This is a genomic window from Streptomyces sp. NPDC058697, from assembly GCF_042715345.1.
GTDB lineage: Bacteria > Actinomycetota > Actinomycetes > Streptomycetales > Streptomycetaceae > Streptomyces > Streptomyces liliifuscus.
Genome location: NZ_JBHXSU010000019.1, coordinates 93,183 through 116,675, shown reverse-complemented (window position 1 = coordinate 116,675; position 23,493 = coordinate 93,183). Strand labels below are relative to the sequence as shown.

At 70.0% G+C, this 23,493-nt stretch carries 21 protein-coding genes and 1 pseudogene; 9 read left to right on the top strand and 13 right to left on the bottom strand.

The window, feature by feature from the left end; all coding sequences use genetic code 11:
• Positions 1-27: 27 nt before the first annotated feature.
• Positions 28-2,262, bottom strand: coding sequence for a family 43 glycosylhydrolase (locus tag ACFWXQ_RS34145; protein WP_383944565.1), 2,235 nt, complete (start codon positions 2,260-2,262; stop codon positions 28-30).
• A gap of 244 nt (positions 2,263-2,506) precedes the next feature.
• Here ACFWXQ_RS34145 and ACFWXQ_RS34140 point away from each other — a divergent pair.
• Positions 2,507-3,346 (top strand): annotated as a pseudogene (locus ACFWXQ_RS34140) (right-handed parallel beta-helix repeat-containing protein); the annotation flags it as partial.
• Between the two features lie 128 nt (positions 3,347-3,474).
• Here ACFWXQ_RS34140 and ACFWXQ_RS34135 read toward each other — a convergent pair.
• Both ACFWXQ_RS34135 and ACFWXQ_RS34130 read right to left on the bottom strand, forming a co-directional pair.
• Entirely contained in the window at positions 3,475-4,317 is an 843-nt protein-coding gene (locus tag ACFWXQ_RS34135; RefSeq protein ID WP_386269910.1) for a hypothetical protein, read from the bottom strand.
• A complete protein-coding gene (locus ACFWXQ_RS34130) occupies positions 4,314-4,880 on the bottom strand; it encodes a SigE family RNA polymerase sigma factor (protein ID WP_383957268.1) in 567 nt (188 codons plus the stop codon). Before ACFWXQ_RS34130 ends, ACFWXQ_RS34135 begins: the two co-directional genes overlap by 4 nt.
• A 271-nt stretch (positions 4,881-5,151) precedes the next feature.
• Between ACFWXQ_RS34130 and ACFWXQ_RS34125 the strand changes: the two genes are divergently transcribed.
• On the top strand, positions 5,152-6,603 hold the full coding sequence (locus tag ACFWXQ_RS34125; protein ID WP_383957270.1) for an NCS2 family permease: 1,452 nt from the start codon (positions 5,152-5,154) through the stop codon (positions 6,601-6,603).
• 193 nt (positions 6,604-6,796) lie between these two features.
• Here the strand turns inward: ACFWXQ_RS34125 and ACFWXQ_RS34120 are convergent, their stop codons facing one another.
• From ACFWXQ_RS34120 to ACFWXQ_RS34100, 5 genes are all read right to left on the bottom strand, one after another.
• Positions 6,797-8,248, bottom strand: coding sequence for a peptidoglycan D,D-transpeptidase FtsI family protein (locus tag ACFWXQ_RS34120; RefSeq protein WP_383939600.1), 1,452 nt, complete (start codon positions 8,246-8,248; stop codon positions 6,797-6,799).
• 54 nt (positions 8,249-8,302) lie between these two features.
• Positions 8,303-8,953, bottom strand: coding sequence for a response regulator (locus ACFWXQ_RS34115; protein ID WP_383939603.1), 651 nt, complete (start codon positions 8,951-8,953; stop codon positions 8,303-8,305).
• Entirely contained in the window at positions 8,950-10,242 is a 1,293-nt protein-coding gene (locus tag ACFWXQ_RS34110) for a sensor histidine kinase (RefSeq protein ID WP_383939605.1), read from the bottom strand. The genes ACFWXQ_RS34115 and ACFWXQ_RS34110 overlap by 4 nt, the downstream gene beginning before the upstream one ends.
• A 266-nt stretch (positions 10,243-10,508) precedes the next feature.
• The gene (locus ACFWXQ_RS34105) at positions 10,509-11,027 is read right to left on the bottom strand and encodes a GNAT family N-acetyltransferase (RefSeq protein ID WP_383939608.1); all 519 of its coding nucleotides are present in this window, start codon (positions 11,025-11,027) and stop codon (positions 10,509-10,511) included.
• 1 nt (position 11,028) lies between these two features.
• Positions 11,029-11,802, bottom strand: coding sequence for an IclR family transcriptional regulator (locus ACFWXQ_RS34100; RefSeq protein ID WP_055616458.1), 774 nt, complete (start codon positions 11,800-11,802; stop codon positions 11,029-11,031).
• Between the two features lie 130 nt (positions 11,803-11,932).
• Between ACFWXQ_RS34100 and ACFWXQ_RS34095 the strand changes: the two genes are divergently transcribed.
• The 6 genes from ACFWXQ_RS34095 (at position 11,933) to thpD (ending at position 17,794) form a co-directional block, all read left to right on the top strand.
• Positions 11,933-13,462: an aldehyde dehydrogenase (NADP(+)) gene (locus ACFWXQ_RS34095; RefSeq protein WP_383939613.1), complete on the top strand. Its 1,530-nt coding sequence runs from the start codon at positions 11,933-11,935 to the stop codon at positions 13,460-13,462.
• Between the two features lie 121 nt (positions 13,463-13,583).
• Positions 13,584-14,192: a DUF1349 domain-containing protein gene (locus tag ACFWXQ_RS34090; RefSeq protein WP_383939617.1), complete on the top strand. Its 609-nt coding sequence runs from the start codon at positions 13,584-13,586 to the stop codon at positions 14,190-14,192.
• 382 nt (positions 14,193-14,574) lie between these two features.
• Positions 14,575-15,114, top strand: coding sequence for a diaminobutyrate acetyltransferase (ectA, locus tag ACFWXQ_RS34085; protein WP_190230211.1), 540 nt, complete (start codon positions 14,575-14,577; stop codon positions 15,112-15,114).
• A 30-nt stretch (positions 15,115-15,144) separates the two neighbouring features.
• Entirely contained in the window at positions 15,145-16,416 is a 1,272-nt protein-coding gene (ectB, locus tag ACFWXQ_RS34080; protein ID WP_383939620.1) for a diaminobutyrate--2-oxoglutarate transaminase, read from the top strand.
• Positions 16,417-16,497: 81 nt separating this feature from the next.
• Positions 16,498-16,902, top strand: coding sequence for an ectoine synthase (locus ACFWXQ_RS34075; protein WP_200399089.1), 405 nt, complete (start codon positions 16,498-16,500; stop codon positions 16,900-16,902).
• Between the two features lie 4 nt (positions 16,903-16,906).
• Positions 16,907-17,794 carry an ectoine hydroxylase gene (gene thpD, locus ACFWXQ_RS34070; RefSeq protein WP_383939623.1) on the top strand — a complete coding sequence of 296 codons (888 nt, stop codon included), beginning with the start codon at positions 16,907-16,909 and terminating at the stop codon, positions 17,792-17,794.
• A 94-nt stretch (positions 17,795-17,888) separates the two neighbouring features.
• Here thpD and ACFWXQ_RS34065 read toward each other — a convergent pair whose 3' ends face one another.
• Entirely contained in the window at positions 17,889-18,950 is a 1,062-nt protein-coding gene (locus ACFWXQ_RS34065) for an alkene reductase (RefSeq protein ID WP_383939626.1), read from the bottom strand.
• A 200-nt stretch (positions 18,951-19,150) separates the two neighbouring features.
• On the opposite strand from ACFWXQ_RS34065, the gene ACFWXQ_RS34060 reads away from it, so the two are divergent.
• Entirely contained in the window at positions 19,151-19,669 is a 519-nt protein-coding gene (locus tag ACFWXQ_RS34060; protein ID WP_383939629.1) for a MarR family winged helix-turn-helix transcriptional regulator, read from the top strand.
• Positions 19,670-19,693: 24 nt separating this feature from the next.
• Here the strand turns inward: ACFWXQ_RS34060 and ACFWXQ_RS34055 are convergent, their stop codons facing one another.
• The 4 genes from ACFWXQ_RS34055 to ACFWXQ_RS34040 all read right to left on the bottom strand — a co-directional run bounded on the left by ACFWXQ_RS34055 (position 19,694) and on the right by ACFWXQ_RS34040 (position 23,386).
• Positions 19,694-20,818, bottom strand: coding sequence for a maleylpyruvate isomerase family mycothiol-dependent enzyme (locus tag ACFWXQ_RS34055; protein ID WP_383939632.1), 1,125 nt, complete (start codon positions 20,816-20,818; stop codon positions 19,694-19,696).
• A 25-nt stretch (positions 20,819-20,843) separates the two neighbouring features.
• Entirely contained in the window at positions 20,844-21,461 is a 618-nt protein-coding gene (locus tag ACFWXQ_RS34050; RefSeq protein WP_055616448.1) for an RNA polymerase sigma factor, read from the bottom strand.
• A 54-nt stretch (positions 21,462-21,515) separates the two neighbouring features.
• Entirely contained in the window at positions 21,516-22,565 is a 1,050-nt protein-coding gene (locus tag ACFWXQ_RS34045) for an aminotransferase class V-fold PLP-dependent enzyme (protein ID WP_383939635.1), read from the bottom strand.
• 107 nt (positions 22,566-22,672) lie between these two features.
• Positions 22,673-23,386: a DsbA family oxidoreductase gene (locus ACFWXQ_RS34040; protein WP_383939639.1), complete on the bottom strand. Its 714-nt coding sequence runs from the start codon at positions 23,384-23,386 to the stop codon at positions 22,673-22,675.
• Between the last annotated feature and the right edge of the window lie 107 nt (positions 23,387-23,493).

Genomic DNA, 23,493 nt, shown 5'->3' with positions numbered 1-23,493 from the left:
ACGGAATGGACCGAGACCCAGCCGGGGCTAGTGCCGTACCGGCCTGATCGACTCAAGGGTCGGCACCACCGGCAGAATCGTGCCGTCGGCCGCGAACCTCATGCGGTCGACGGTCGTCTCCCTGTGCATGCCGTCCCCGCCCGCCAGGCCGGGCCCGTTCAGGCCGAACCGGTGGTAGACCATGTACCAGTCGTCCGTGCCGGGGGCCTTGACGACCGAGTGGTGGCCCGTGGCGAGGATGCCGTACTCCGGTCGCTTGGAGAGGATCGTGCCCTGCTTGGTCCACGGGCCGAGCGGGGACGGACCGGTCGCGTAGGCGACGTGGTAGTTCTCGCTGCGGGTGTCGTCCTCGGACCACATGAAGTAGTACGTGCCCTTGCGCTTGACCACGAAGGACCCCTCCCGGAAGTTGTCCGGGGTGATGTCCTGGATCTTCGACGCGTCGAACGACACCATGTCGTCGTTCAGCGGGACGACATAACCGCGGCCGTTGCCCCAGTAGAGGTACGACGTCCCGTCGTCGTCCGTGAAGACGGCAGGGTCGATCATCTGGCCCCGCAGCGAACCGCCCTTCGCCACCAGGGGTTTGCCGAGCGCGTCCTTGAAGGGGCCCGCGGGGGAGTCGGCCACCGCCACGCCGATCTGCTGCTCGGCGCAGAAGTAGAAGTAGTACTTGCCGTCGCGCTCGGCGATCGCCGGGGCCCACGCGTTCTTGTCCGCCCAGGACACATCGGGACCCAGGTCGAGGATCTCGCCGTGGTCCTTCCAGTGGACCAGGTCCTTCGACGAGAACGCCTTGAACTTCGTGCCGCTCCAGCCCGGGAAGCCGTCCGTGGTCGGGTAGATCCAGTAACGGCCGTCCAGGTACTGGATGTCGGGGTCCGCGTACAGCCCCGGCAGGACCGGGCTCCGGGTGGGCACGGCCTCGACGGTCCAGGTACGGGTCGTGCCGTCGGCCGAAGTCACCTCGTACTTCTGCGGCTTGCGGAAGTCGCGGCGCGTGCCGGACGCCGGGCTCACCGTGGCGCCCGCGCCGAGCCAGAGCTTCGGGGCGAGCCGTGAGAGGTTCTCGCCCGGCTTCATCGGCAGCACGACCTTGGAGGCCGCCTCGGTGACGATCGCGTACCCCTTCTGGTCCTTCACCGTCGCGTCCACCACCGAGGTACCGCTGACCGGATACGCGGCGAGCAGCCGGTCGTACTCCGCCTGCGTGACCGGCATGACCGTGCCGTGCCGCGGGCTCGCGGGCAGCTGGTAGTTCCTCGACATGGTCCACCGGCCCGAGTCCAGGTCGGTCGTCTCGAACGGCACGTAGCCGCGGCCGCCGTACTCGTCGATGAACAGGTACCACTTCTCCTCGGTGTTGGACTTGAAGACCGTCGGGCCCTCCCCGCGGTCGATCGAGCCACTGCCGATGCAGTCCGAGACGAAGTCGTACGAGGTGTCCGTGAGCGAGGTCGACTTCTCCGCGGTGATGAACTTCGAGCAGGGGCTGGAGGACGCCGGGTCCCGCTCATCCTTCGTATACCGGTAGTAAGTGCCCTTGTTCTTCACGACTGTTGAGTCGATCACCGAGTAGCCGGGGTCGTCCCAGACCTTGGGCGCGCTGAAGGTACGGAAGTCCTTCGTCGTCGCGTACATCATCTTGTTGTACGTCGAGCCGGTGTGGTCCGGGTCGTCGTCGGCGTACAGCTTGGACGCCCAGAAGACGACGAACTCACCGAGCGAGTCGTCCCAATAGGCCTCAGGGGCCCAGGTGTTGCCCGCGCTGTCCGGGGAGACCCTCACCAGGCGCTGGTCGGTCCAGTGGACCAGGTCGGTGGACTCCCAGACCATGATGGACTTGCTGCCGTGCCGCTGGACGTCGTCCCAACTGCCGCTGGAGTTCTGGTACATGCGCAGATCGGTCGCGATCATGTAGAACTTGTCGCCCTTGGGGGAGCGGATCACGAACGGGTCGCGCAGGCCCTTCTCGCCGGTCGTGGACGTGAGGACCGGCTTGCCGCCGTTCAACTCCCGCCAGTGCAACGGGTCGTTGCCACGGCTGAGGGCGTAGCGGATCTGCTCGCCGTCCGCCGTGCCCTCGCCGGTGAAGTAGGCGAAGAGATAGCCGGCGTACTTCTGTTTGGTCACGTGAGGTGCTCCGGACGGTGTTTCGGGCGGGGCCTGGGACTGGGCCGCCGGGCTCGGTGGGGCGGCCGGCAGGCTCAGGAGTAGGGCGAGGAAGGGGATCAGGAGCGTTCGCACGGTGCGGGGGCGCATGACACATCCTGTGGGGGTCTGGTGGATTCTGTTGGGATGGACTGCCCTCGGAGTGTCACCAGTGGCGTACGGGGCCGTCAATCGATGGAAGCGGACCCGGGGCGAGCGAAAGTTTCGATTCGTTTCGCGCGGTCCCGGCAACCTTTTCCGGGCAGGCGGCGACCAGGGATCAGAGGCGGGGCCGAGAAACGAAAGCGGCCCCGGCCCCGCCTCTCCCCCCGTTCCCCAGGAAAGGAACGCCCCCGTGCGTCTCGGCACCGGACGGCACCGCAGGACCGGCACCCTCTCCGTCGCCACGGCGGTGGTCGTCGCCTCCGGGGCGGGAGGCGTCTACCTCGGCCTCTCGCCCGACGGGGCGAGCGCCGCCGGCACGACGGTGACCGTGTCGACCGCTGCGCAGCTGGAGTCCGCGGTCAGGAACGCCGTGGCCGGCACCACCATCCAGGTGCGCGGCGGCACGTACTACCCGACGCGGACCCTCAAGTCGGCCGCGAACGGCACGAGTTCGGCCCGGATCACGCTCAGGGCCGTGGACGGCGAGAAGGTGCGGATCGACGGGGCGAAGCTGGCCGCCGGATCCTCGCTCGCCGGGATCGACGGCGACCACTGGACCGTCCAGGACATCACCTGGCAGAACTCGCCGGCCCTCGGATTCGTCGCCACCTCGTCCGTCGGAGGCGTCTTCGAGAACCTGGTCACCGCGGACAACGGCGACTCCGGGTTCACGCTGCGCGGGGACGGTACGACGGACAACCTCGTGCGGAACCTGCGCAGTTACGGCAACTACGACGCCGCGGGGCACGGCCGGAACGCGGACGGCATCGGCGTGAAGTTCGGCTCCGGCACCGGCAACAGGATCATCGGCGCCCGGCTCTACGACAACTCCGACGACGGCCTGGACCTCTGGCAGTTCTCCAGCCCGGTCACCGTCGCGCACTCGTCGGCGTACGGGAACGGGAAGAACCGCTGGAAGGACCGCGCCTTCGAGGGCGGCGGCCACGGGTTCGAACTCGGCGGAGGCGGTGCTTCGGTCGCTCATGTCCTCGACGACAACGAGGCCCACGGCAACAGCTCTGCCGGGTTCCACGCCCCCGGGGCGTGGTGGCGGCGCTCGCCGACGACGGCACGCCTCCGGCCGGCCCTGCGACGGTGACGTGCGCGGTGTTCCGGTTCCACGCGCCGCCCGTCGGAACTTTTCTTGCGAGTCGTCGTCTACGAGTCGCCGTCGTCGTCGGACGCGTCGCGTGCGAAGTCGCCTGCCACGCCCAGCTGTTGATCCCCGGCCTGCGCGCCGACGGCGTACGTGTCGTCTCCGGCGTCGCGTCCGCCGCGGTCGTGGTCGTACTGGCCTGCGAACACCCACTCGCCCGGCCACACCGTGCGGCCGGACTTGAGTACCCAGGTGTAGACGAGGAAGCCGTCCTTCTCGGCGACGGTCACCCTGAAGTCGTCCTCGGGCGCCGAGCGCCAGGCACCCGCGGAGGTGACCCCACCGGTCTGCTTGACCTTCAACTCGACGGTGAGCGCGGTGAGTTGCTCGCTCGTCTTCACGGTCACATTGCTCTGCGCCCAGAACTCGTTGCTGTGCGGGTCGACCGAGCCGTCCGACCACAGCGGGCCGTCCTCGTTGTCCGCCTTCGCGGGCGGGGCGACCGGCGCGGACCGTGTCGGCTTCGCCGTCGGGGAGCTCGGCGCGCTCGGTTTCTCCGGCGGGGGCGACGACTTGGCCGGGTCCGGCGGGACCGGGGCGCGGCTCGTGGCCTCCGGTGACGGCTCGGGGGTCGGGGAGACCGCGACCGTCTGGTCGGCCGCCTTGTCGTCCTTCACCGCGGACGCGACCGCGTAGCCGCCCACCGCGAGCACTCCGGCGGCGGCAGCCGTGGCGCCGACGACACGGAACCAGCCGAGCGGCGACGACCGCGGGGAGGGGTGCCGGGCACTCTCCGTGCCGGCCATGCCGCGTTCGACACGGGCCAGGATGTGCGCGCGGTCGGGCTCATGCGCCTCGGCCGCGTCCCGCAGCGTGGCGCGCAGCTCCTCGTGCACGTCCTTCATCGTTCCCTCCCTTCGGCTCCGGACGCACGCAGCACCGCCGCCTGCATCCGCCGCGGAGCCTCCTGGGACCCCAGCAACCGCTGCAGTTCCGCCATCCCCTTCGACGTCTGGCTCTTCACCGTACCGACCGAGATTCCGAGGGCGAGCGCGGTGTCCTTCTCCGAGAGGTCGAAAGCATGCCGCAGAACCACGCACGCCCGCTTGCGGAACGGCAGTCTGCGCAGGGCCTCCTGGACATCGACCATGCCCGGTATGTCAGGATTCTCGGTCTTGTCCTCGCGCTGCGACCAGAACAGCGTGATCCGTCTGCGCTCACGCACCGCGCTGCGGATCCGGCTCCTGGCCAGATTGGCGACCACGCCGCGCGCGTACGCCACCGGGTGGTCCGCCGCGCGCACCCGGTCCCAGCGGTGCCACAGCGCGAGCAGCGCGTCCGCCGCCAGATCGTCCGCGGCATCCGACTCGCCCGTCAACAGATGGGCCAGGCGCGCCAGTTCGGCGTAGTGGCGCTCGAAGAAATCGTGGAACTCCACGGAGGCGGCGTCGTCGACGACAGTGCCCACGGGCGACCTCTCCCTGTCGAATCCTGCGCGGAACGCCTGACGGCTCTCACGGGGTACGTGCGTATACGGCCCCTGCGTTGCGGGTGTGAAGGAACGGTGTCCTGTGGGGCGAGATCCGAGAGAGTATCAGGCGCTCGTACAGCGCTTCGAACATCGTGTGGCGGGCCGAACTCGATTCCGTAACACGGGGAAAACCTGAAAACGGTTCAACGAGGGAACAATCCAGCCAGCATCCGCACTCTGAACTCGCAGGTAACGAGGAGCATCAGCCATGTCCGAAACTGAGAAGGTGGCAGACCGGCCGAGCGCCGGACCACCCCCGGCGAACAGCGTCGACCGGTACTTCAAGATCTCCGCCAGGGGCTCCACCTTCGCCCGTGAAGTACGCGGCGGCTTCGCCACGTTCTTCACGATGGCCTACATCCTTGTCCTGAACCCCATCATCCTGGGCAGCGCCAAGGACAAGTTCGGTGACCAGCTCGACCCCGTCCAGCTCGTCACCGCCACCGCACTGGTGGCCGCCGTCATGACGGTCATCATGGGCGTCGGCGGCAATCTGCCGCTGGCGCTCGCCGCCGGGCTCGGCCTCAACGCCGTCGTCGCCTTCCAGATCGCCCCGCTGATGAGCTGGGACGACGCGATGGGCCTGATCGTCCTTGAGGGCCTGCTGATCTGCGTCCTGGTGGTGACGGGTCTGCGCGAGGCCGTCATGCACGCGATACCGCAGCCGCTCAAGCAGGCGATCAGCGTCGGCATCGGCCTGTTCATCGCCTTCATCGGCTTCGTCGACGCCGGGTTCGTCACCCGCATACCCGACGTCGCGAACACCACGGTCCCGGTGCAGCTCGGCGGCACCGGCGCACTGGCCGGCTGGCCGGTCCTGGTCTTCTGTCTCGGCGTGCTGCTGACCATCGGGCTGCTCGCCCGCAAGGTCAAGGGCGCGATCCTGATCAGCATCGTGACCATGACGATCGTCGCGATCATCATCAACGAGATCGCGGACATCACGAGCTGGGGCCTGACCACACCGAAGATCCCCGACGACATCGTGGCCTCGCCCGACTTCGGGCTGCTCGGCGACTTCAGCCTGTTCGGTGCCTTCGGTGAGGCGAGCGTGATCACCGTCGTGCTGCTGGTCTTCACGCTGGTCCTGTCGGACTTCTTCGACACCATGGGCACGGTCGTCGGCATCACCGCCGAGGCCGGACTCCTGGACGAGGAGGGCAAGGTCCCCAACCTCGGCCGCGTCCTGCTCATCGACGGCGCCGCGGCGGTCGCGGGCGGCGCGGCCTCCGCCTCCTCCTCGACCTCGTACATCGAGTCGGCGGCGGGCGTCGGCGAGGGTGCGCGCACGGGCTTCGCGAACCTCGTCACCGGCGGGCTCTTCGCCCTCGCCCTGTTCATGACCCCGCTGCTGACGATCGTCCCGCTCCAGGCGGCGGCCCCCGCGCTCGTCGCGGTGGGCTTCCTGATGATGACCCAGGTCAAGAACATCGACTGGGACCGCTACGAGATCGCCATCCCGGCGTTCCTGACGATCGCCGTGATGCCCTTCACCTACTCGATCACCAACGGCATCGGTGCGGGCTTCCTGGCGTACGTCCTGATCAAGACGGTGCTTGGGAAGGCGAAGGAGGTCCACTGGCTGCTGTGGGGCACGTCGGTGCTGTTCCTGATCTACTTCGCGATCGACCCGATCGAACAGGTTCTGGGCGTGAAGTGACCACCTTCCGGGGGTGATCGGTCGGCCGCGGGTCGTGTGTGGCCGGTCGCGCAGTTCCCCGCGCCCCTAAAAGATTGCGCAGTTCCCCGCGCCCCTTGCCAGGCCCGGGGAACCGCAGGCTTTTAAGGGGCGCGGGGAACTGCGCGACCAGCCCCCACCGGCCCGCACCCGACGAACCGGCCCACAGGAACCGTCAGTTCTGAAGCGCCGCCCGCATCATCGCCTTCGCAACCGGCGCAGCCAGACCATTGCCGCTGACCTCCGACCGAGCCGCATTCGACTGCTCGACCAACACGGCGACAGCCACTTCCTTGCCGCTGGAGTCGTCCTTCGCGTACGACGTGAACCACGCGTACGGCGTCTTGCTGTTGTTCTCGCCGTGCTGCGCCGTACCCGTCTTGCCACCCACCGTCGCCCCGGAGATCTGCGCGTTCGTGCCCGTGCCCTCCTCGACGACCGTCTGCATAGCCGACTGCAGTTGCTCGGCAGTGGACGAGCTGACGATCTCCTTCGAGTCCGTCGAGTCGTCGTAGTTCTCCAGCACGTTGCCGTCCGAGTCGCTGATCTGCGACACCATGTGCGGCGAGACCAGCTTTCCGCCGTTGGCGATGGCGGCCGACACCATGGCCATCTGCAACGGCGTCGCGGTCACGTCGAACTGGCCGATGCCCGTCAGCGCCGTGGACGACTTCTCCATGTCCGACGGATACACGCTCTCGTACGCCCGCACGGGCACGTCCTGCGACTTGTCGTTGAAGCCGAACTTCTCGGCCATCGCCTTCAGCTTGTCCTGGCCCAGGTCGACGGCCATCTTCGCGAAGACGTTGTTGCACGAGTACTGCAGGGCGACACGGATCGTCGCGTTCTCACAGGGCGCGGACTTGCTCTCGTTCTCCAGGACCCTGGTGGTGCCCGGCAGCGTGTACGGGTTCTCGCTGTCGGTCTTCGTGTCCACCGAGGAGTACAGGCCGTCCTCCAGCGCGGCGGCCGCGACGACCAGCTTGAACGTCGAGCCGGGCGGCAGCGGCTGGCGCAGCGCCCGGTTCGTCATCGGCTTCTCCGGGTCCTTGGTCAGCTTCGTCCAGGCGTCGGAGTCGCCGGCGCTGATCACCGAGGGGTCGTACGACGGGGTGGACACGACACCGAGGATCTTGCCCGTCTTCGGGTCGATCGCGACGGCGGCGCCCTTCTTGTCGCCGAGCGCCTCGTACGCGGCCTTCTGCACGGCCGGGTCGATCGTGGTGACCACGTCACCCGGGTCGGCGCGCTTGCCGGTGACCGTGTCGAGGGGGTTTTTCAGGCGGTTGTCCGTGCCGTCGAGCAGATCCTGGTAGATGCCCTCCAGCTGCGTCGCCCCGAACACCTGCGAGCTGTAGCCCGTGACAGCCGAATAGAGGCTGCCGTCGGTGTACGTGCGCTTGTACTTGAGGTCGCCGCCCTTCGTCTGCGCGGAACCGGTGATCGCGTCTCCGGCCACGATGATGTTCCCGAGCGGGTACGCGTACTGCTCGATCGCGTTCCGTCGGTTGTCCTTGCTGTCCGCGAGCGCCTGGCCTTCGTAGAACTGCACCCAGGTCGCCCGGACAAGCAGGGCGAGGACGAGCAGCAGGGTGAAGACGGAGGCGCGCCTGATCGTTTTGTTCATCCCGTTTGAAGGACGACCGGGACCGGGCCGATCGTTCCATTCCGCCCGGATTTCTCATGTGCCGTTCATGAAGCCCGCCTCGTACGCCGCGATCACCGCCTGTGTACGGTCCCGGGTCGCCGTTTTCGCCAGGACGGCCGCCACATGGGTCTTCACCGTCGCGGGCCCGACGCCCATGCGGCCCGCGATCTCGGCGTTGGTCAGCCCGGCGGCCATCAGCCGCAGGACCTCGCTCTCCCGGCCGGTGAGTCTCGCCACCCAGGCCGGCGGTGCCGCCTTCGCCCTCCCGTACTCGGTGGCGAGCGCACGCACCGCCGCGGGGAACAGCAGGCTGTCGCTGTGTGCGACCAGCCGCACGGCCTGGACCAGCGCGTCGGCGTCGGCCCGCTTGAGCAGAAACCCGGACGCTCCGGCGCGCAGCGCCTCGTACACGTACGCGTCGTTCTCGAAGGTGGTCACCACGACGATGCGTGGGGGATCGGGATGCGTCGCCAGGATCTGCTCGGTGGCGCGGATGCCGTCGATCCCGGGCATGCGGACGTCCATGAGGACGACGTCCGGCGTCAGCTCGCGGACGACGGACACGGCTTCGGCGCCCGTCGCCGCCTCGCCGACGACCTCCAGACCGGGCTCGGCCGTCAGGATCGCGCGCAGCGCGGTGCGCACCATGCGCTCGTCGTCGGCGAGGACGATCCGGATGGTCATACGGGTCCTTCCAGGGGGAGTCGTACGTGCAGGCGCCACACCCCGTCCACCGGCCCGCACTCCGTGGTGCCGCCCAGGAGCCGGGCCCGGTCGGCGATGCCGCGCAGACCGTGGCCGCCGCCGGGACGGGGGACCACGGCCGTCGGCGAGGGATTCTCGGCGGTGATGGCCAGCTCCCTGCCGTCGGGGACCACCCTGACCCGGAGGGCCACGGAGGTCCCGGGCCCGGCGTGCTTGAGGGCGTTGCTCAGCGCCTCCTGCACGATGCGGTACGCCTCCCGGGAGACGAGCGGGGGCAGCGCCTCGGGGTCGGCCTCCACGGCGGCGGTCACGCGAAGGCCGCCCGCGCGGGTGCGGCGGAGCAGACCGTCGAGGTCGGCGGCGAGAGTGGGCGAGGGAGCAGTGGGAACGGGGGTCGCGCCGGGGAAGTCCGGCGCCCCGCCGGGGGAGCCGGCATCACGCAACACGCCCAGTACGGCGTCGAGTTCGCCCACCGTGCGGCGCGCGGTGTCCTCGATCGCGGCCAGCGCCTCGCGCACGAACTCCGGGTCGCGGTCCAGGACCCGGCGGGCCGCGCCCGCCTGGAGCGTGACGGCGCTCAGCGCGTGGCCGACGGAGTCGTGCAGCTCGCGGGCCAGCCGGTTGCGTACGGCGAGGTCGGCGGCGCGGGCCTCGGCGGCGGCGAGCCGGTCCTCGGGCGTGGGCCCGAGCAGCTCCGGCGCCCAGCGGGCCAGCAGCGCGCCCGCGCCCGCCGCGCATCCCGCGAGGGCCGCCAGCATCGCCGCACCCGCGACCGGGGAGAGCGCCAACGCCCAGGTGTGGTCGAAGAGTTCGGGCAGATCGAGCCGGGAGTCGCGCAGCCCCGCGTAGAGCGGCAGCACGATCAGCACCACCGCGAAGGGCGGCGTCGCGAGGGACATCCCAGCGATCACCCCGCCGAACCCCAGGTGCAGCGCGAACCACACCGCCGTACGCCCCTTCGCCTGCCGGGTGCGCGCGGGCCCGTCGGCGAGGCGGTCGCCGTCGACCCCGCACAGGGCCCGCACCACGGCCACCGACATCGGCCGGGTCAGCGGGAACAGCCCGGTGACCGCGGCGAGGGGCAGCCCGGCACCGAAGGCGAGCAGCTGGTGGGGCAGCGAACTGAAGAGGTTCTGGGAGTTCGTGAACGGGCCGACGATCAGCTCGCCGACGAAGACGTACGGCATGGCGAGCGCGCCACCGAGGATCAGATGGATCCACCGACGACGCGTCCGCCTCCCGAACAGGCTCCGGACGACCGCGGTCACGTCGACCGCTTCATCAGGGCCGTCGGCTGCTCGGCGACGGTGCGCAACATCCGACGAAACGTCCGCGTCATGCCACCCACGCTCCCGCGCCACCCCACCCGGCCACGTCCTGCGCAACGACGATCCACCTCCGCCGCACGGGGGAGAGGGGGGCACGGCTCAGGCCCCGAAAGGGGCGCGGGGAACTGCGCGACCAGCCACACACAACCCGCACCCGGCAAAGATCCGCAACCCCAACGGCGCCCCACCGAAAAACCGCCGCGCGCTCACCCTTCCAGCGTCAGCACAACCTCGTCGATCTCCTCGCCCCGCGCATTCGCGAACCCCCGGTCCCGCCCGGAGACGCGAAACCCGCACTTCTCCAGCACCCGCAACGACCCCACGTTGTCCGCGGCAGCCCGGGCGGACAACGGACGCTCGGGCACGGCATCGAGCAGCGCCCGCAAGGCGCCCGTGGCGATGCCCCGCCCCCAGTACGCCCTGTCGATCCAGTACGTCACTTCGCGCTCGTCCGGCGGGCCGTACACCGCCGCGCTGCCGACCACGTCCCCGTCGACGAGGACCGTACGGTTGACGACGTCGGACGAGGAGCGGATCCGCTTCCAGTGGGCGTCGAACGCGTCCCGGTCCGTCGGATCCTTCGCGGTGAACGCGGCCATCCGCACCGACTCGGGATCCATCATCAGGCGGAAGAACACGGCCAGATCGCTGTCGTGGACCTCACGGAGCACGACCTCTCCGCCGGATACGCCAGGTGCACCAGGTACGCCAGAAAAGTCGGACATGTCAAAGCCTCCGCGTGGCGAGGGTCAGCCGGTCCCGCGCGTCGAACAGCGCGTCCTTCACCATCTGCTCGTGCGCGGGCGTCAGCCGCGCCACCGGCACCGAGCAGCTGATCGCGTCCCGGGCGGGCGTCCGGTAGGGGATCGCGACGCCGAAGCAGCGCAGCCCGAGCGTGTTCTCCTCGCGGTCCACCGCGAACCCCTGCTCCCGGACCTGGTGCAGCTCCTCGATGAGCTTCTCCCGGTCGGTGATGGTGTGTTCGGTCAGCGCGGGCAGCGTCTCCGGGAGCAGCTTCCGTACCTGCTCGTCGGTGTGTGTGGCGAGCAGCGCCTTGCCGAGCGACGTGGAGTGCGCGGGCAGCCTGCGCCCCACGCGCGTGAAGGGGCGGAGGTAGTGCTGGGACTGGCGGGTCGCGAGGTACACGACGTTCGTGCCGTCGAGGCGCGCCAGGTGGATCGTCTCCGTGGTGTCGTCGGAGAGCCGGTCCAGGGTCGGCCGCGCGGCCGCCACGACCTCGTCGCCGTCGATGTACGACGTACCGACGAGCAGGGCCCGTACGCCGATGCCGTACCGCGTGCCCGTCGCGTCCGTCTCGACCCAGCCGAGCTCGACGAGGGTCCGCAGCAGCATGTAGAGACTGGACTTGGGGTACCCGACGGCCTCCTGCACGGCGGCCAGGGAGTGCATGCCCGGGCGTCCGGCGAAGTACTCGAGCAATTCAACCGTCCGCACCGCGGACTTGACTTGTGCCCCGCCGCCCGTCTCGACTGCCGACATCGCCTTGACCCCCTAGTTGGCCGGGAAATAGTCTCCACAGCATATTCACCACCAGAGACAGCGTTCAGCATATCGAACGCCGCTGGTGAGTGGCACATGTACTGCGGCATTACATCTGGAGGGACCCGCGGTGGCAGCAGCACCAGTCTGGAGTGTCGACCCCCGAACCGGGAAGCAGCGCGAGCAGGTTGCGGTGGAAGCCACAGCCCAGGAGGTGGACGCGGCCGTCCGCGCGGCCCACGCCGCCCGGGGAGCACTCGCCGACCGCACCGTCCGCGCGGCCTTCCTGCGCTCCGCGGCCGACCAGCTCGAAGGCGCCAAGGACCACCTGGTCGAGGCCGCCGACGCGGAGACCGCGCTCGGTCCGGTCCGGCTCACCGGCGAGCTCGCCCGCACCTGCTACCAGTTGCGGGCCTTCGCGGACATCGTCGACGAGGGCGAGTTCCTCGGGGTCGTGATCAACCACCCCGACGACACCGCCACCCCGCCGATCCCGGACCTGCGCCGCTACAAGGTGCCGCTGGGCGTCGTCGCCGTCTACTCGGCCTCGAACTTCCCCTTCGCCTTCTCCGTCCCCGGCGGCGACACCGCGAGCGCGCTCGCCGCGGGCTGCCCGGTCGTCGTCAAGGCGCACCCCGACCACCCGGGCCTGTCCGAGCTGGTCGCGTCCGTCCTGCGCCGGGCCGCCGCCCAGCACGACATCCCGGACGGTGTCCTCGGCCTGGTGCACGGCTTCGACGCGGGCGTCGAGCTGGTCAGGCACCCGCTGGTCACGGCCGCCGGATTCACCGGTTCGGTACGCGGCGGACGCGCCCTCTTCGACGCGGCGGCCGCCCGCCCCGCGCCGATCCCCTTCCACGGCGAGCTGGGTTCCCTGAACCCCGTCGTCATCACCGAGGCCGCGGCCGCCGAGCGCGCCGAGGCGATCGGTACGGGCCTTGCGGGCTCCATGACGCTGGGCGTCGGCCAGTTCTGCGTGAAGCCGGGTCTGGTGCTGGCACCGGCCGGCGCGTCCGGTGACCGCCTGGTCAAGTCCCTCACGGACGCGGTGAGCGACACGGACGCGGGCGTTCTCCTCGACCACCGCATGCGCGACAACTTCGTCGCGGGGGTCGCCGAGCGGGCCGAACTCCCCGACGTGGACGCCCCGGTGACCCCGGGCGCGGGCAGCGAGCACACGGTGAGCCCCGGCTTCCTGACGGTTCCGGCCGGGCGGCTCGCGAGCGAGGGCGAGTACGACCTGCTTCTTGAGGAGTGCTTCGGGCCGGTCACCGTCGTCGCGCGCTACGAGGACGAGGCCGAGGCGAACGCGGTGCTCGCGCGGCTGCCCGGCAACCTCACCGCCACCGTCCACCTCTCCACGGAGGAGACCGCCGGTGAGGGGCGCGGCGCGGAGATCCTCGCCGAGCTGACGCCGCTCGCCGGTCGCGTCCTGGTCAACGCGTGGCCGACCGGTGTCGCCGTCGCGCCCGCCCAGCATCACGGGGGGCCGTACCCGGCGACCACCTCCACGTCCACGTCGGTCGGCGGTACGGCGATCGAGCGGTGGCTGCGGCCGGTCGCGTACCAGAACACGCCGGAGGCGCTGTTGCCTTTGGAGCTCCGCGATGACAATCCGCTGGGGTTGCCGCGGCGGTACGACGGGCGTCTGGAGCGGTAGCGCTCCGCTTGGAGCGCCGTTGGGCCCGTGGCCGGTTTGCGGCTGCGGGCCCGCTGTGGCTGATCGCGCAGTTCCCCGCGCCCCTTACGGGGCGTGGGGGTGGAGCTGACAGACTCGGGGGATGGACTTGGAACTTTCTGAACTTCCCTTTTCTCTTCGGACGTACGGGCCGGACGGGCACTGGTCGTACGAGGACGGGGTGCTCACCGGGTGGGCGGGCGCGCGGCAGGACCGGTTCGTGCCGCCGACCGACGAGGGCCTGGACCCCGCGTCCGACGCCCCCCGGCTGCTCGGGTCGCCGGAGGGGGACTTCCAGCTCATCGCCCGGGTCACGGTCGGTTTCGCCGGGGCCTTCGACGCGGGCGTGCTGTACGTGCATGTGGGCGAGCGGGCCTGGGCCAAGCTCTGCCTGGAGAACTCGCCGGACGTGCCCACCGTCTGCACGGTCGTCACCCGGGGCCACTCCGACGACGCCAACTCCTTCACCGTGGACGGCAGTTCGGTCTGGCTGAGGATCAGCCGCACCGGCCGCGCCTTCGCCTTCCACGCGTCGAAGGACGGCAAGCGCTGGACCTTCGTCCGCCTCTTCACCCTGGCCGACGAGAAGGAGACCGGCGCCGCCCTGATCGGCTTCATGACCCAGTCCCCGATGGGCGAGGGCTGCGTGGTCACCTACGACCACATCGAATACCGCCCGGACTGGCCGGCGGACCTCCGCGACGGCACCTGAGCCCCGGCCCCGTCACAGGCGTCCGACCAGCGGGGCCGTGGGGGATCGGGGAATTCCGGACCGGTTTATTCGGGTGGCTATTCCGGGCTCTTTTCGGGAGCTTATTCAGCACAGCTTCCCGTATTCTTCTGCCCGCTTTCTCCGAACCTAAACGCTAAGATTTCGCGAACGCCAACCTCTTAATTCGGGCAGATCTCGTGGTGATTACATGGCTGTGACGGAACACACAAGGTGCCCGGTTTGTCAGTTGTTGTCGGGATAAAGTGGCGCCTTCCGTCGGGTGCTACGCGGCGTCCGCGCCCGCGTGATAACACAACGGGCGCGTCGACGTAACCCCCTCCGGCGATGCAATTTGAACTTTCGCTGGGTAAATTCAATCCGCATGACCGCCGCACAAGCAGACCTGCAAGCGGAATTCCTGGAAATGCCGGAAGGGCTGCGGATCGACCGTCCGCACGTGGTGGACGGAGCCGCACTCTGGCGCATTGCCAAGGACTCCGGGAACCTCGACCTGAACTCCTCCTACAGCTACCTGCTGTGGTGCCGTGACTTCGCCGGCACCTCCGCGGTGGCGCGCACGGCCGACGGCGAGCCGGTCGCCTTCGTCACCGGCTACATCCGGCCCGAGCGCCCCCACACGCTTCTCGTGTGGCAGGTGGCCGTCGACGCGGAACAGCGCGGACGCGGCCTTGCCGCCGCGCTCCTCGACGGACTGACCCTGCGGATCGCCCGCACACACGAGCTGACCACCGTCGAGACCACCATCACCCCGGGCAACACCGCCTCCGAGCGGCTGTTCACGTCGTACGCCGGACGCCATGGAGCGACCGTCGAGCGCGAGGTCCTGTTCGACACAGCGCACTTCCCCGACGGACCGCACGACCCAGAGGTGCTGTACCGCATCGGCCCCCTGTCGCACTGACGAACCCCCCACGCCTTGAGGAGCAACACCGTGACCATCACCCAGCCCGACCTGAGCGTCTTCGAGACCCTGGAGTCCGAGGTGCGCAGCTACTGCCGTGCCTGGCCCACCGTCTTCGACCGCGCGCAGGGCAGCCGCATGTTCGACGAGGACGGCCATGAGTACCTCGACTTCTTCGCCGGCGCCGGATCACTCAACTACGGGCACAACAACCCCGTACTGAAACGCGCCCTCATCGACTACCTGGAACGCGACGGCGTCACGCACGGTCTCGACATGTCGACGACCGCGAAGCGCGGCTTCCTGGAATCGTTCCAGAACCTGGTGCTGCGGCCCCGCGACCTGCCGTACAAGGTCATGTTCCCGGGCCCGACCGGCACCAACGCCGTCGAGTCCGCGCTGAAGCTGGCCCGGAAGGTCAAGGGGCGGGAGTCGATCGTCTCCTTCACCAACGCCTTCCACGGCATGTCGCTCGGCTCGCTCGCGGTGACCGGCAACGCCTTCAAGCGGGCCGGCGCCGGCATCCCGCTGGTGCACGGCACGCCGATGCCCTTCGACAACTACTTCGAGGGCAAGGTCGAGGACTTCCTCTGGTTCGAGCGGCTCCTTGAGGACCAGGGCTCCGGTCTGAACAAGCCCGCCGCCGTGATCGTCGAGACCGTGCAGGGCGAGGGCGGCATCAACGTCGCCCGCCCGGAGTGGCTGCGTGCCCTCGCCGAGCTGTGCGAGCGCCAGGACATGCTGCTGATCGTCGACGACATCCAGATGGGCTGCGGCCGGACCGGGGCGTTCTTCTCCTTCGAGGAGGCGGGCATCACCCCCGACATCGTCACCGTCTCCAAGTCCATCAGCGGCTACGGACTGCCCATGTCCCTGTGCCTGTTCAAGCCGGAGCTGGACATCTGGGAGCCGGGCGAGCACAACGGCACCTTCCGCGGCAACAACCCCGCGTTCGTGACGGCCGCCGCCGCGCTGGAGACGTACTGGTCCGACGGCCCCGCCATGGAGAAGCAGACCCGCACCCGTGGCGAGCAGGTCGAGGAGGCGTTCATCTCGATCACCGAGGAGAACCTCGCCGACGTCAAGGAGTACCGCGGCCGGGGCCTGGTCTGGGGCATGGAGTTCCACGACAAGGCGCGCGCGGGCCTGATCGCCAGGCGTGCCTTCGAACTCGGCCTGCTCATCGAGACGTCGGGCCCGGAGAGCGAGGTCGTGAAACTCCTCCCGGCGCTCACCATCACCCCCGAGGAGCTGGACGAGGGCCTGCGCATCCTCGCCCGCGCCGTCCGCGAGACGGCCTGAACCACCCTGAACCACAGCGGCCACATCAACCGCACCGATCGCACCCACCGCACATCGGCCTGAAGGAGGCTTCGCAGCACCGTGATAGTCCGTTCGTTCAAGGAGATCGAAGGCACTGACCGACACGTGAAATCGGCGTCGGGTACCTGGGAGAGCAAGCGCATCGTCCTCGCCAAGGAGAGGGTCGGCTTCTCCGTGCACGAGACGATCCTCTACGCGGGTACCGAGACGTCGATGTGGTACGCGAACCACATCGAGGCCGTCGTCTGCGTCGAGGGCGAGGCCGAACTCACCGACGACGAGACCGGCGAGAAGTACACGATCACGCCGGGAACCATGTACCTCCTCGACGGGCACGAGAGGCACACGATGCGGATCAAGGAGGACTTCCGCTGCATCTGTGTCTTCAACCCGCCGGTGACCGGACGGGAGGACCATGACGAGAACGGCGTCTACCCCCTGCTGACCGAGCCCGAGGAGGTCTGAACCGATGACGACCATCACCGACCTGTATCCCAGCCGCGGCACCAGCGAGGTGTCGGTGCCCCGGCAGGACCCGGTCGTCTGGAGCGAGCCCGGCACACCGGGACCGATCCCCGGGGCCGACCTGCAGTCGTACGAGCGCGACGGTTTCCTCGCCGTCGACCAGATCATCGGCGACGACGAGGTCGCGCTCTACCACGCGGAGCTGGAGCGCCTGGTGACGGACCCGGCGATCCGTGCCGACGAGCGCTCGATCGTGGAGCCGAAGTCGCAGGAGATCCGCTCGGTCTTCGAGGTCCACAAGATCAGTGAGATCTTCGCCCAGCTCGTCCGCGACGAACGCGTGGTCGGCCGCGCCCGGCAGATCCTCGGCTCGGACGTGTACGTCCACCAGTCGCGGATCAACGTCAAGCCCGGCTTCGGCGCGAGCGGCTTCTACTGGCACTCGGACTTCGAGACCTGGCACGCCGAGGACGGTCTGCCGAACATGCGGACGGTGTCCGTCTCGATCGCTCTGACGGAGAACCACGACACCAACGGCGGCCTCATGATCATGCCGGGGTCGCACCACACGTTCCTCGGCTGTTCCGGAGCCACGCCGGAGGACAACTACAAGAAGTCGCTGCAGATGCAGGACGCGGGCACGCCCTCCGACGAGGCGCTCACCAAGTTCGCCTCCAAGCACGGCATCAAGCTCTTCACGGGCAAGGCAGGATCGGCCACCTGGTTCGACTGCAACTGCATGCACGGCTCGGGTGACAACATCACGCCGTTCCCGCGCTCGAACGTCTTCATCGTGTTCAACAGCGTGGAGAACACGGCGGTGGAGCCGTTCTCGGCACCGGTGCCCCGGCCCGAGTTCATCGGAGCGAGGGACTTCACCCCGGTGAAGTGACACCCGGTGAAGTGATACCAGGTGAAGTGACCTGCGCCCATGGGTGATCGGCCCGGTTCCAGTCTCGTACGAGACGGGAACCGGGCCAACTGCCTTACAGCGCCGGGTAGTCCGTGTAGCCCTTCGCGTCGCCGCCGAAGAAGGTTGCCCCGTCGGGCTCGTTGAACGGGCCGCCGGTCCGCAGGCGGGCGGGCAGGTCCGGGTTGGCCAGGAACAGCTGGCCGTACGCGACGAGATCGGCGACGCCGTCCTCGACGAGGGTCAGGGACTCCGGCCCGGTCGGCCCCTCGGTGGCCGGGTTCAGGACGAGGGTCCCGCTGAACCGCTTGCGCAGCGCGAGGGTCAGCTCACGCATCTCGACCGCCTCGGTGACGTGCAGATACGCGAGACCCAGCGGCTCCAGCTCGGCCACCAGCGCGGTGTACGTCGGCTCCGGCTCGGGCTCCTTCATGTCGTTGTACGGGTTGCCGGGCGAGAGCCGGATGGCGGTGCGCCCGGCACCGATCTCGTCGGCGACGGCCTTCACGGTCTCGACGGCGAACCGTATGCGGTTCTCGACGGAGCCGCCCCACTCGTCGGTGCGGTGGTTGGAACCGGGGGCGAGGAACTGATGAATCAAGTAGCCGTTGGCGCCGTGCAGTTCGACACCGTCGAAGCCCGCCTCGACGGCGCCCCGCGCGGCGGTCACGAACTCCCCGACGGTGGCGCGGACCTCGTCGCCCGTGAGCTCGCGCGGGGCGATGAAGTCGAGGGGACCCTCGTGCGTGTAGACCTGCCCCTGGGCCGGCACGGGTGACGCGCCGACGTTGACGAGTCCCTCGGGCAGCAGGCTGGGGTGGCCGATCCGGCCCGCGTGCATGAGCTGCGCGAAGATCCGGCCGCCGGCGGCGTGCACGGCGTCGGTCACCTTGCGCCAGGCGGCGATCTGCTCGGCGCTGTGCAGGCCCGGGGTGTCCGGGTAGCCCTGGCCGACCGCGGACGGCTGGATGCCCTCGGTGATGATCAGCCCCGCGGAGGCGCGCTGGGCGTAGTACTCGACGGTGAGGTCGGTGGGGGCGCCGCCCTCGCCCGCCCTGCTGCGGGTCATCGGCGCCATGGCGATGCGGTTGGCGAGGGGTGTGCCGGACAGGTCGATGGGGTCGTACGCAGTGGTCACAACAGCTCCCGGAAAAGATTTATGTGGTCGGCCAATAGTTGAACCGAGAGCCACCTTAAACCATTCCTTGGCCGACCAAGGTAATCTCGGTGGAGGAAGCCCGGAAGACGGTCGGCAGCGGCCGGGAGAGGGCGCGAGAGGGCGTGGGAGGCGGTGGGACGTACGGTGGACAGCACGTCCGCACGAACCGGGGAGTCGAGATGAGTGCCAGCCAGGAGGTCGCGGCCCCGCAGGCCGAGCCTGTCTGTACCGACAAGCTGCCCTCCGCCGCGCGCGGCGGCCCGGTCAGCCACGCCATCTCACGGGTCGCCCGGCTGCACCGCACGACCGCGGCCAGGCTGCTGCGCGGGGCCGGGCTCTACCCCGGGCAGGAGTTCGTGATGATGCACCTGTGGGACCAGGGCCCGGTGCGTCAGTCGGACCTCATCAAGGCGGTCGACCTCGATCCGTCCACGATCACGAAGATGCTCCAGCGCCTGGAGCAGTCCGGGCACGTCACCCGCAGCCCGGATCCGAAGGACCGGCGGGCGGTGCTCGTCGAGGCGACCGAGAAGAGCTGCGGACTGCTCGACGAGGTCACACTCGCCTGGGCCGGCCTTGAGGAACACGCCCTAGCGGGCCTGAGCCCGGCCGAGCGGACCCAGCTCGCCGGTCTCCTCTCCCGGGTCGAGGCGAACCTCTGCACCGAGACGGGCGGCTGCCCCGCCCCGGGCTCGTAGGAGCCGCAGCCAGGACGGCTACGGCTACAGCCAGGACAGCGCGGCCGCCCGCTCCAGTACGTCGCGTACGGCGCCCTCGTCGCCCGCCACTCCTCGCGGCACCTCGTCGGGTGTGTACCGGCCGCCCACGAGCAGGCAGAAGTCCACTGCGTCCAGGACGAGTTCACCCCGGACCGCCTCGTCCTCGGAGCCGAGCACCCACTCGGTGGAACTCTCGCCGGCGGTCACCGCGAACAGCACCGGCGGTGCCGTGGGCCCCAGCGCCATGCCGAGGATGCGGACGGCCAGCCGGACCAGCTGCCACAGATGGGCCTCCGGGGGCGGCGGCACGGCGAGACCGAGCGCGCGGCCGATGTCGTCCGAGTGGATCCACGCCTCGAAGGCACGCACGACGAAGTGGTCGGAGACCGGCAGCCGTACACCCATCAACGTCGTCGCGCGCGCGGCCCGTTCGGGATCCACGGCCTCGGGCGTGGCCAGCAGCGCGGCGGCCCGCGCGGCCCAGGCCGCGACCGTCTTCTGGGGGTCGCGTGTCCGCTCGTACGCGATGACGTCGGCGGTCCGGGTGTTCCAGGCCTCTTCCCACGGGGTGTCCTCGGTGATCCGCGAGGGCGGTGTGTGGGTCTCAAGGCCCAGCCGCACGGCCAGTTGCTCGTCGGCGGCGATCAGATGGCCGACGGTGTCGCGGACGTCCCAGTCGTGCACGACGGGCGTGCCCCACGGCCCGTGGCCGTCCACCTCCCGCAGCAGCGCGCGCAGTCCGGCGACGGCGGCCGCGTACGGGGCCGCGTGCGCGGCGACCCGCGGCACGGCGGGCCGGGACCGCAGGGCGAGGGCCAGCACACCATCCGCTCCGGCCGGAGCGCCGACGGACGCTCTCGCGGAACCGCCGCCCGTCACTCCGGGGGCCGAACCGTTCTGCGAGACCGCGGCCGAACCGTTCCGCGCGGCGGGCGATCCGTTGCCGGCCGCGGCCGACCCCGGTGACACGTCCAGCAGCCGTACGGTCTCGCGGAGCCGTTCCGCCTCCGCCGCGCAGCTCTCGCAGCCGGCCAGGTGCGCCGGTACCGCCTTCTCGTCCGCGGGCTGCAGCGCGCCGAAGGCCCAGGCGGCCAGCAGCTCGGGCACACCGTCGTGGTCATCGGTCACCGGACGCCTCCTTCCCCTGTCGCCATCATGCGCCCCTTTCCCACGCCGGATCCGGCGGCTCGGCCAAAGTCTCGGCCAACTTGCGCAGCGCGGACCGTAAGCGGGTCTTGGCGGTGCCTTCCGGGATGCCGAGCTCGACGGCGGCCTGGCGGTAGGTGCGGCCCGCGAAGTAGGCGAGGTGGACCACCTCCCGCTGCGGCTGCGGGAGTTCGGCCAGCGCGGAGTGCAGCAGCAGCGAGCGCTCGCGGTCGACGACCGCTTCGTCCGGCCCGGGCCCGGTGTCGGGGATGGCGTGCAGCGCGGAGTCGTCCGCCCCGGCGGCCTTGCGGTGCCGGGCCTCGCTGCGCACCCAGTCCACGGCCCGCCGGTGTGCGAGCACGGACAGCCAGGTGCGCAGCGAACCCCGGCGCGCGTCGAACGCGTACGGCCTGCTCCACAGCTGGGCGAAGACCTCCTGCGCCACGTCCTCGGCGGCCGCCGGGCTGTTCGTGACGCGCCCGGCGATCCGCCGCACGAGCCCGCCGTACGCCGCGTAGGCCTCGGACAGCGCGGACTCGTCGCCGTACACCAGCCGCCGATGCAACTCCGCATCCGCGGGCGGCCGTTCGGACTTGTGGAGAGTTGGCTCCACCGGCACCACCACCTCGTGATGCCCTTCCTAGCGTCCCCGAGGACCCCGCGCCAGTGGGTCCGGCAATCAGCCCGACAGGACGTCCAGCAGACGATCGACATCCGCGGCCGTGTTGTACAGGTGGAACGCGGCCCTCAGGTTGCCCGCGCGGTCGGAGACCTCGATCCCCGCCCGGCTCAGCTCCGGCTGCCTGTGGCCGAGTCCTGGCACGGAGACGATCGCAGAGCCCGGCGCCGGAACCGGCTCCTGCCCCAGGCCGGCCAGGCCCGCCCGGAAGCGGTCGGCGAGGGCGAGGTCATGGGCGTGCACGGCCTCCACGCCCAACTCCTCGATCAGCTCCAGCGAGTGACGGGCGCCCGCGTACGAGAAGAGGCTCGGGCTCTCGTCGAACCGCCGCGCGGAGTGGGCGAGTTCCTCGACCGGCCCGTAACAGCTGTCCCAGGGGTGCTCTCCCGCGACCCAGCCCGCGAAGATCGGGTTCAGTCCTCCCAGGTCCTCCGGAACGACCAGGAAAGCCACGCCCCGCGGGCAGACGAGCCACTTGAAGGCGACGGAGGACACATAGTCGTACGCGTCCGCCTCGATGGGCAGCCATCCGGTGGCCTGGGACGCGTCGATGTACGTACGGGCCCCGTGCTCGCGTGCCGCCTCGCGCAGCGCCGGCAGATCGACGATCCGGCCGTCCGCGGACTGCGCGGCGCTGACCGCGACGAGCGCGGTGCCGGGGCGCACCGACTCGGGGATCCGCTCCAGCGGCACCGTGCGCACCTTGAGGTCGCGGCGCATGTGGAAGGGGTTCACCACGGAGGTGAAGTCGGCCTCGGCGGTGAGGACTTCGGCGCCCTCGGGCAGCGAGGCGGCGATCAGTCCGCTGTAGACGGCGACGGACGCCCCGGCCGCGACCCGGCGGTCCGGGACTCCGACGAGGCGGGCGAAGGCGGCGCGGGCCGCCTCCACGTCGGCGAACATGTCCTGCGGCTGCCCGGCCGCCACGGACTCGACGCCGGCCCGCATGGCGTCGACCGCGCGGGCCGGGAGCAGCCCGGTGCTCGCGGTGTTGAGATAGGTGTTCTTCGCGGCGAACTCGGCTCGGACGAGGGTCTCGAAGGTCTCCATGGGACCACTCTGCGGCCCGGGGATCTCCCCGTCCATTGCCGACTTCTACGTGGTCTCGCCAAGCAATGCTTATGGATCCGCCCCGACCTGCGCTTTTGCCGCCCCCGTCAGTTCTGCGGCACCGCGCATCCGTCGGGGCCGCACGCCTCGGCGTCGTCCTGCTGGATCAGCTTCAGCGGCGAATGGCTGCCCCACGCCTGCTCCAGGGCCTGCGCGAAGACCTCGGCGGGCTGGGCGCCGGATACGCCGTACTTCCGGTCGAGGACGAAGAACGGCACGCCGTTCGCGCCCAGCTCGGCCGCCTCGCGCTCGTCGGCGCGGACCTCGTCGGCGTACGCGGCCGGGTCGGCGAGCACCTTGCGGGCCTCGTCGGCGTCGAGCCCGGCGGCCGCGGCCAGCTCCACGAGCCGCCCGTCGTCGCCGAAGACGGACCGCTCCTCGGCGAAGTTCGCCTTGTAGAAGATCTGGATCAGCTCGTCCTGCCGGCCCCGCTCCTTCGCCAGGTGCAGCAGCCGGTGCATGTCGAAGGTGTTGCCGTGGTCGCGGTCCCGCGTGCGGTACTCAAGCCCCTCGGCGGCGGCCTGCGTGCCGAGGTTCTCCTCACCGGCCTGCGCCTGCGCCTCGCTCATGCCGTACTTCTTGGTGAGCATCCTGATCACCGGCTGGATGTCGGTCTTGGCGCGCCCCGGGTCGAGCTCGAAGGAGCGGTGCACCACCTCGATGTCGTCGCGGTGCGGGAAGGCGTCGAGCGCCTTCTCGAAGCGGGCCTTGCCCACGTAGCACCAGGGGCAGGCGATGTCGCTCCAGATCTCGACGCGCATGTGTTCGGCTCTTTCGGCTCGTACGGACGGATACGGAGGTGGCCTCCGGCTTCGGTACGTCAACGTTCGATGGGCTTGGGGCATTCCCGTGCCAGCGGGTTCGTTGT

Excerpts from the sequence above, each read along its gene's own strand:
- ACFWXQ_RS34145 (WP_383944565.1), bottom strand. The coding sequence starts at position 2,262 with ATGCGCCCCCGCACCGTGCGAACGCTCCTGATCCCCTTCCTCGCCCTA.
- ACFWXQ_RS34135 (WP_386269910.1), bottom strand. The coding sequence starts at position 4,317 with ATGAAGGACGTGCACGAGGAGCTGCGCGCCACGCTGCGGGACGCGGCC.
- ACFWXQ_RS34125 (WP_383957270.1), top strand. The coding sequence starts at position 5,152 with ATGTCCGAAACTGAGAAGGTGGCAGACCGGCCGAGCGCCGGACCACCC.
- ACFWXQ_RS34120 (WP_383939600.1), bottom strand. The coding sequence starts at position 8,248 with ATGAACAAAACGATCAGGCGCGCCTCCGTCTTCACCCTGCTGCTCGTC.
- ACFWXQ_RS34115 (WP_383939603.1), bottom strand. The coding sequence starts at position 8,953 with ATGACCATCCGGATCGTCCTCGCCGACGACGAGCGCATGGTGCGCACC.
- ACFWXQ_RS34105 (WP_383939608.1), bottom strand. The coding sequence starts at position 11,027 with ATGTCCGACTTTTCTGGCGTACCTGGTGCACCTGGCGTATCCGGCGGA.
- ACFWXQ_RS34100 (WP_055616458.1), bottom strand. The coding sequence starts at position 11,802 with ATGTCGGCAGTCGAGACGGGCGGCGGGGCACAAGTCAAGTCCGCGGTG.
- ACFWXQ_RS34090 (WP_383939617.1), top strand. The coding sequence starts at position 13,584 with ATGGACTTGGAACTTTCTGAACTTCCCTTTTCTCTTCGGACGTACGGG.
- ectA (WP_190230211.1), top strand. The coding sequence starts at position 14,575 with ATGACCGCCGCACAAGCAGACCTGCAAGCGGAATTCCTGGAAATGCCG.
- thpD (WP_383939623.1), top strand. The coding sequence starts at position 16,907 with ATGACGACCATCACCGACCTGTATCCCAGCCGCGGCACCAGCGAGGTG.
- ACFWXQ_RS34060 (WP_383939629.1), top strand. The coding sequence starts at position 19,151 with ATGAGTGCCAGCCAGGAGGTCGCGGCCCCGCAGGCCGAGCCTGTCTGT.
- ACFWXQ_RS34045 (WP_383939635.1), bottom strand. The coding sequence starts at position 22,565 with ATGGAGACCTTCGAGACCCTCGTCCGAGCCGAGTTCGCCGCGAAGAAC.
- ACFWXQ_RS34040 (WP_383939639.1), bottom strand. The coding sequence starts at position 23,386 with ATGCGCGTCGAGATCTGGAGCGACATCGCCTGCCCCTGGTGCTACGTG.